The organism is Hahella ganghwensis DSM 17046 (assembly GCF_000376785.1).
GTDB lineage: Bacteria > Pseudomonadota > Gammaproteobacteria > Pseudomonadales > Oleiphilaceae > Hahella > Hahella ganghwensis.
In genome coordinates this window covers 20,550-27,617 of the sequence record NZ_AQXX01000073.1, presented here as the reverse complement: position 1 = coordinate 27,617, position 7,068 = coordinate 20,550, and the positions used below count along the sequence as shown (strand labels likewise).

Annotated in this window: 6 protein-coding genes; 3 read left to right on the top strand and 3 right to left on the bottom strand. The window is 49.3% G+C overall.

From position 1 onward, the window contains the following. From F566_RS0103970 to F566_RS0103960, 3 genes are all read right to left on the bottom strand, one after another. Nucleotides 1-222: IS5/IS1182 family transposase (locus F566_RS0103970; protein WP_020405679.1), on the bottom strand; the 222-nt coding region annotated here is incomplete at its 3' end. Between the two features lie 168 nt (nucleotides 223-390). After that, nucleotides 391-813: a DNA polymerase III subunit chi gene (locus F566_RS0103965; RefSeq protein WP_020405678.1), complete on the bottom strand. Its 423-nt coding sequence runs from the start codon at nucleotides 811-813 to the stop codon at nucleotides 391-393. 101 nt (nucleotides 814-914) lie between these two features. Beyond that, on the bottom strand, nucleotides 915-2,381 hold the full coding sequence (locus F566_RS0103960) for a leucyl aminopeptidase (RefSeq protein WP_020405677.1): 1,467 nt from the start codon (nucleotides 2,379-2,381) through the stop codon (nucleotides 915-917). Between the two features lie 234 nt (nucleotides 2,382-2,615). Between F566_RS0103960 and lptF the strand changes: the two genes are divergently transcribed. The 3 genes from lptF (at nucleotide 2,616) to F566_RS0103945 (ending at nucleotide 6,878) form a co-directional block, all read left to right on the top strand. Then, a complete protein-coding gene (gene lptF, locus F566_RS0103955) occupies nucleotides 2,616-3,713 on the top strand; it encodes an LPS export ABC transporter permease LptF (protein ID WP_020405676.1) in 1,098 nt (365 codons plus the stop codon). Continuing rightward, nucleotides 3,700-4,761 carry an LPS export ABC transporter permease LptG gene (lptG, locus tag F566_RS0103950; protein WP_020405675.1) on the top strand — a complete coding sequence of 354 codons (1,062 nt, stop codon included), beginning with the start codon at nucleotides 3,700-3,702 and terminating at the stop codon, nucleotides 4,759-4,761. The genes lptF and lptG overlap by 14 nt, the downstream gene beginning before the upstream one ends. Nucleotides 4,762-4,997: 236 nt before the next feature. Beyond that, on the top strand, nucleotides 4,998-6,878 hold the full coding sequence (locus F566_RS0103945) for a methyl-accepting chemotaxis protein (protein WP_026179739.1): 1,881 nt from the start codon (nucleotides 4,998-5,000) through the stop codon (nucleotides 6,876-6,878). Nucleotides 6,879-7,068: the final 190 nt, after the last annotated feature.

Genomic DNA, 7,068 nt, shown 5'->3' with positions numbered 1-7,068 from the left:
AGGATCGCTGAGGTTATAAAATAGCTGCATGCAGTGGACACGAAGCATGGTGGATAACGGATACGGAGGGCGGCCGTTCTCGCCCTTGGGGTAATAGCGGGCGATCTTCTTTTCCATGCGTTTCCATGGGATCAGCTTATCCATTCGCTCCAGAAAGATTTCCCGGCGGGTCTTACGCTTCTTATTCTGGTATTCAGCTTCGGAGAAAGTCATCTGATCCATGGATAGTATTCCTGATGAGTGAAGTTGGCCGTATTATGACTGATTTGGGGAGTTATTCAGAGCCTCCCTAATTATTATTAAATATCTCACCATCATTCCCAGGTATTTTCAGATTTTGGTAAAAAAATACCAAATAATCAATATGGGAAAAACGATACAGGATATTTCTTACAACTCCAGCGAATGGGTATTCATATCAAATCCAACTTCTTTGTACTCTTTGAACTTGTTCCTGGCAATATGCTTTTCGGCCGATGCATTTGGGACTATCTCGATAACCCTAGACGTTTCTGTATATGCGATTGATGAAAGATTGACCACAACAGACGGTTTTTGATCGGGGTGGAGCCCCTCACCCAAAACAATCGGGGCCAAAGTATCCGGATCGTTAACACGACAGTGAGGAAGGAAACAGTCAGTTTTGAACTCATATAGCAGGTCGTCCAGAAATACGATCTGTTCCTGGTCGCGGCAGGCGATATATATCTGATTTCCAAGGCGCACCGCCTTTTCTGCCAAACGGCATACGAAATGGTCAACAGCCTCAGAGGCCGCTGTGTTCAGCAGATAAAAATCAGCCTTGTTAGGCATTCAGAATCTCATTTAGACAGGGATTGATGACAGAGTTATGAAAGGTGGCTCCTTTCGGGTTTGGTTTTGAACTTCCGAAAGGAACCACTGTGATCAGTATATTAAAGTTTGTTAAGCAAATACTCTGTCAGCATTGGGACTGGGCGGCCGGATGCCCCTTTCGCTTTACCGGATGTCCAGGCGACCCCGGCAATATCCAAGTGAGCCCAACGGTATTTTTTCGTGAAACGTGAGAGGAAGCAGGCGGCGGTGATTGTTCCGGCAGCTCGGTCCCCGATGTTTTGCATGTCGGCAAAGTTGCTGTCCAGGGCAGATTGGTATTCATCCCACAAAGGAAGCTGCCAGGCACGATCGCCGCTGGCCTGACCTGCCGCCAGAATTTCCTGGGCAAGCTTCTCGTCATTGGCCATGAGGCCAGTCGTTTCGTTCCCTAGGGCAATAATGCACGCGCCGGTCAGGGTGGCGATATCAACGACTGTTTGAGGATTGAACTTTTCGCAGTAGGTCAGGGCATCGCACAGTACCAGTCGGCCTTCGGCATCAGTGTTCAGAATTTCGATAGTCTGTCCGGACATGCTGGTGACGATATCACCGGGTTTGGTCGCTTTACCACCAGGCATGTTCTCTGCCGCAGCAACGACACCCACCACGTTGATCGGAGCATTCATCTCAGCCAATGCGGTCAGGGTGCCGAACACGCTGGCGGCACCACACATGTCATACTTCATTTCGTCCATTGACTGGCCGGGTTTCAAGCTGATGCCACCGGTGTCAAAAGTAATCCCCTTGCCGACCAGAACATGAGGTTTTTGTTTGCTGTCGGCACCTTTGTACTCGATGGTGATCAAGCGGGGAGGTTCTGCACTTCCTGCCGCCACTGACAGCAGAGAGCCCATGCCCAGCTCTTTCATTTTCTTTTCATCGAGCACAGTGGTTTTAACAGATTTGTATGATTTGGCCATGTCTTTTGCTTGTGTGGCCAGATACTCAGGTGTGCAGATATTGCCAGGCAGGTTGCCAAGGTCTTTGGTGAGAGCCACGCCTTTGGCGATGGCCGTTGCTTTGGTGACAGCCTCCGAGTCTGCTTTGGTGCCGGTCAGTTTCAGTTGCTTCAGTTTGCCGGGCTTGGCTTTCTCACTCTTGAGTTGGTCAAATTTGTAGAGGGCGTTTTCCAGGGCCAGAATGCTGTGCTCAACAATGCGGTCGTTAGGAAATGACTTGCTGGCGTATTCACTTAATGTGGAAACGGCATTCCCGGCAGAGCTTTTGGCTAACGCCGACATCACTGCAGATATGGCTTTTCTGGTTTTGGCGGCATCCAGCTCTTTGCTTTTTCCAAGACCTACAAATAGCAATCTTTTGGCTGGTTTGTCCGGGGTGTGTACCCAACTGACCTCACCGGTATTGCTGCTGATGTCTCCCGCGGCAAACAAGCCTTTCAGAAGTCCGTCCAGGCTTCCATCCAGGTCCGTCAGTGACTTGGGCAGGCTTTTTCCCTCTGGGATTCCCAAAATCAGACAGTCAGTTTTCTGTTTGTATGCGTCTTGGGTTAGCACGGAGTATTTCATATTAGCTTCCTTAGCTTGAACGGCATGGAATATTGATTCGTTGCTTTTGATTTGATACTTGGAGGTGGACGCGTTAAAGCCACACAAATAATCAAGAGTGAAACTGCATAAAGACGGGAAGCATACAACGATTTTTAGATATCGGCCACTAGGTGAAATAAAAGGTTTTTCTAGGAAATTATCGCCCGTGTCTGGTATCTTCCCTCCCTGAGTATTAGATCCACGGAATCCGTTTTGTACATCATCCTTCGCTATCTTTCCAAACAGCTGCTCGTCAGCATGCTTGCGGTAGCCGGCGTCCTGTTACTGATCTTCATGAGTGGCCGGTTCATCAAATACCTTGCCGATGCCGCGGCTGGCCAGCTCTCTGCGGATGTTCTCTTTGCCATCATGGGATACAGACTGCCGGGCTTTCTTGAGCTGATTCTCCCTTTGGGCATGTTTATTGGCATTCTCCTGGCCTATGGTCGTATGTATCTCGAAAGTGAGATGACCGTGTTGTTCGCCTGCGGCATGACCAAGTGGCAATTGATCAAACTGACCATGGCGACAGCCGGATTGGTGGCTTTGGTCGTGGGGTTTATGAGCCTCTATCTGAGTCCCTGGGGAATGCAGAAAGTTGAGCAGATATTTATTGATCAGTCCAAGATGACTGAGTTTGAAATGCTGGTCCCGGGACGTTTTCAGAGTCTACGTTCAGGAGAGCGTGTGACTTATACTGAAGCCCTGAGCGATGACAAGCGCGAAATGCAGAATGTCTTTATTGCTGAACGCGATGAGGCAAAAGGCTCGATCGCGGTACTGGCTGCTCAAAGAGGAACGCAACTGGTCGATGATAAAACCGGCAGTCGATTTATCGTGCTGCATCAGGGGGCACGTTATGAAGGGGTTCCCGGAGACTTGGATTATCGTGTGATCGACTATGATTCCTATGGGGTCAAGATTGCAGAGCCTACACAAGGGGCAAAGCGTAGCAAAGCAGAGGCCATTCCTACGAGGGAGCTATGGAAATCTGATGATCCTGAGGACCGGGCTTTACTACAGTGGAGAATTTCCATTCCGCTTCTGGTTCCCATCGTTGCGTTGCTGGCTATTCCTCTGAGTCGGGTTAACCCCCGCCAGGGTCGTTTTTTCCATCTTCTCCCCGCGATGCTGATTTATATTCTGTATCTGGGACTCCTGATTGCCTGCCGCAAAAATATTGAAAAAGAGCGCCTCCCCGAATGGATAGGGATGTGGTGGGTCCACATCTTGTTTCTATTGGTTGCACTTTCTTTAATGTTCGGTCCTGACTGGCTGCAGAAGAGGAGGGTTCAGCGTGCGCAGGCTTGATCGCTATATCGTGTCGACTGTTTCCTCTGCCATGTTGCTGGTGTTGATGGTGGTACTGTCGCTGGATCTGGTGTTTGCCTTCATTGCTGAAATGGATGAGCTTGAAAATAACTATCAGGTTCTGCAGGCCGTCAAATATATTGGTATCACGGTACCCCGCCGAATATACGATTATCTGCCGCTGGCGGCATTTATCGGATGCCTGGTGGGGTTGGGTGTACTGGCAAATACCAGTGAACTGACGGTTATGAGAGCCGCTGGTATTTCGGTGTCCAGGATTGTCTGGTCTACTATGAAACCTGCGCTGGCGGTTGTTTTTCTGGGACTGTTTATCGGCGAATTTATTGCACCGCATACTGAACGTATTGCTCAGACCCAGCGTGCCCTTGAGCAGGGCGCGGCTGAAAGTATTGCCTCCGAGCAGGGAATTTGGCATCGGGAAGGCGATGTCTATATGCATTTTAATGCGGTCGAGCCAAAAGGCGTGTTACACGGAGTCAGCCTTTTTGAGTTCAATGATTCTAGGGAACTGGTGAAGTCGTCGTTTGCCAGACGTGCTCTTTATCAAGGTGACTACTGGATTCTTCAGGATCTGAGGGAAACCCATATCACCGAAAATGGGACCTCGCGATTGGAGATTGTTTCCAAGCGGTGGGACACTGAGTTATCTCCCGCGGTTTTGAGTGTATTGATTATCAAGCCGGAGTATCTTTCCATTCGCGGCCTTTATACATACGTGAACTATCTGGCTGCGCAGGAACTGAACTCCAATACCTACCTGATGGCGTTCTGGAAAAAAGTCCTTCAGCCGGTAGCAACCGGGGTCCTGGTTCTGGTGGCCATATCCTTTATTTTCGGGCCCCTGCGCTCAGTTACGATGGGCTTTCGAGTGTTTTGCGGCATTATTGTGGGGCTGCTTTTCAAGTACATGCAGGATCTGCTTGGGCCGGCAAGTCTGGTATTCGGATTTAACCCTGTGCTGGCCACCCTGGTGCCGATACTGATCAGTGGCGCGCTCGGAATTATTCTGTTGAAGCGCGTGAAATGATGGCAACATCTCAATTAATCTAACATTTCCCTGATTTGAAACTATTTTTCTGCCAAGTCAGAAACCTTGTCTAAACTATAAGGGCACAGCAGACGTTTCATTTGTTGCTCATGCTGACGAGAGTAAGTATTGAGTAACAGTTTCAGATGAAACCAATGCCCAAAATTCAGTACTCAATTTCCATCCAGGACGATTTGCCGACATGGACAGTCCTCGTGAATTCCGTGAGGTGGGTGATGTCCCTACAGTTCAGACAAAAAATCATATTGCTCAGTGCCAGTATTCTGTTTATTTCCATTGCCGCATTTGCAGTGAATAACTATTACTACCTGGCAGGAGAAACAGAGAAACAGCTCCAGACAAGCCTTAACGAAGTCGGTAAGGCGGTTGCGGGAAACATCTCCAACTGGATGAATTCCAAATTGGACACGGTTAAAGCCGTTGCCAAGCGAGCTGCGTCGGAAACAGATCGAGATGCCTTAGTAGCCATTGCTGATCAGGGGGCCGCATTCAAAGAAATGGCGGACGTTTATATGGGGTTGGAGTCCGGGGAGTTTTTAATCAATGACCCGGATTATAATTTGCCTGCAGGTTATGATCCGAGAAAACGGCCTTGGTACATCAATGCTAAACAGCAGAATCGCGGAATATTTACCGAACCATATGTTGATGCCAGTTCCAATGCTTTGGTTATCACTGCCGCTATGCCTTTTTCGGGATCAAACAGAGGTGTCGCAGGAGGTGATTTGTTCCTGAATGTGATTGCGGAGTTGGTAAATTCAATCAACTTTTTCGATCTGGGATATGCCTTTTTGGTATCGCAAGATGGCAAAATTCTGGTGCATCCAGAGCAGGATCTGGTCGATCAGTCGTTGTCTGATGTGTTTGATGGGGCGCGTGTCAGTATGAAACAGGAACTGACCGATGTGACAGTGAAGGGAGAGGATGCCCTGGTCGGCTTTGTTCCAATAGAAGGAGTGGAGTCTGTGAACTGGAATCTGGCGATTGTGGTGGACAAAGATAAAGCCTACGCCTCTCTTTATAGTTTCCGCAACTCGGCGCTGGTGTTTGCCATAGTGGGTGTGGCGATTGTGATCGGGCTGATGACCTTATTGTTGAATAATCTGATGAAACCTGTCGTGAAGCTGGCGGATACTATGCAGGATATAGCGCAGGGTGAAGGCGATCTTACCCAGCGGTTGGACGTTCATGGGAATGATGAGTTTGCCAAACTGGCCAGTGGCTTCAACGGCTTTGTCAGCAAAGTCCAGGACCTGGTCGCTGATATCAAGAATTCCGTACAAAGTATGGCCAGTTCAGTGGATGAAATGAACCAGTTTGCCAGCGATACCAGTGAGGCGGTTTCCATGCAGCGGCAGGAAACTGAAATGGTGGCGACGGCGGTCAATGAAATGTCTGCCGCAGCAAGGGAAATTGCCCAAAATGCGCAACAGGCGGCAGAAGCAGCGCAAAAGGCTGACGAAGAAAGCCTCAATGTACAAACGGTGGTGGATGACGCCATAAAGTCCATTGCGCAATTGTCTGAGCAGATCGGCGAGGCCTCAGAAGTTATCAATGCATTGGAAGGCGACGTTAATTCCATTGTATCTGTCCTGAGTGTCATTCGGGGAATTGCCGAACAGACGAATCTCTTGGCGCTTAATGCCGCCATTGAGGCTGCCAGAGCCGGTGAAGCCGGACGCGGGTTTGCGGTGGTGGCCGATGAAGTCAGGGCTCTGGCAAGTAAGACCCAGGAAAGCACAGAAGAGATTCAGGCCATGATTACCCGGCTTCAGGATGGCTCCAATCGTGCGGTCAGTTCCATGGAGCAGAGCCGGGCCAATGGAGAAAGCGCAGTTTCTAAAGCTCAATCTGCAGGGGAATCATTAACGGTGATCACGAACTCTATCGGTACCATCAGTACCATGAACACCCAGATTGCCAGTGCCTCAGAGGAGCAAACGGCTGTTACGGAAGATATCAGTCGTAGTGTTACCTCTATTGCTGATGCTTCTGAACAGACTGCCCGGGGCACCGAACAAACAGCCCAAACCAGTCATGAGCTGTCGGAGCTTGGTGAACACCTGCGCGATCAGGTTGAGCGCTTTAAAGTTTAATTTAGTCCTCCCGAGTCAGGGGCTCATCCAGTCTGGATGGGCCCTTTCCCCGCCGCTTTCTCTGAAGTAATCAATTATGTAGTGACTGGAACTATCAATCCTGAGAGGACTGAAATACGCAGTGCTATGGTGACTGCCTTGTAGAAGCGATCTATGATGGTAGGCCGTTTAATTAAAGTGTTAGGAAGTT

Excerpts from the sequence above, each read along its gene's own strand:
- F566_RS0103945 (WP_026179739.1), top strand. The coding sequence starts at position 4,998 with ATGTCCCTACAGTTCAGACAAAAAATCATATTGCTCAGTGCCAGTATT.
- F566_RS0103960 (WP_020405677.1), bottom strand. The coding sequence starts at position 2,381 with ATGAAATACTCCGTGCTAACCCAAGACGCATACAAACAGAAAACTGAC.
- F566_RS0103965 (WP_020405678.1), bottom strand. The coding sequence starts at position 813 with ATGCCTAACAAGGCTGATTTTTATCTGCTGAACACAGCGGCCTCTGAG.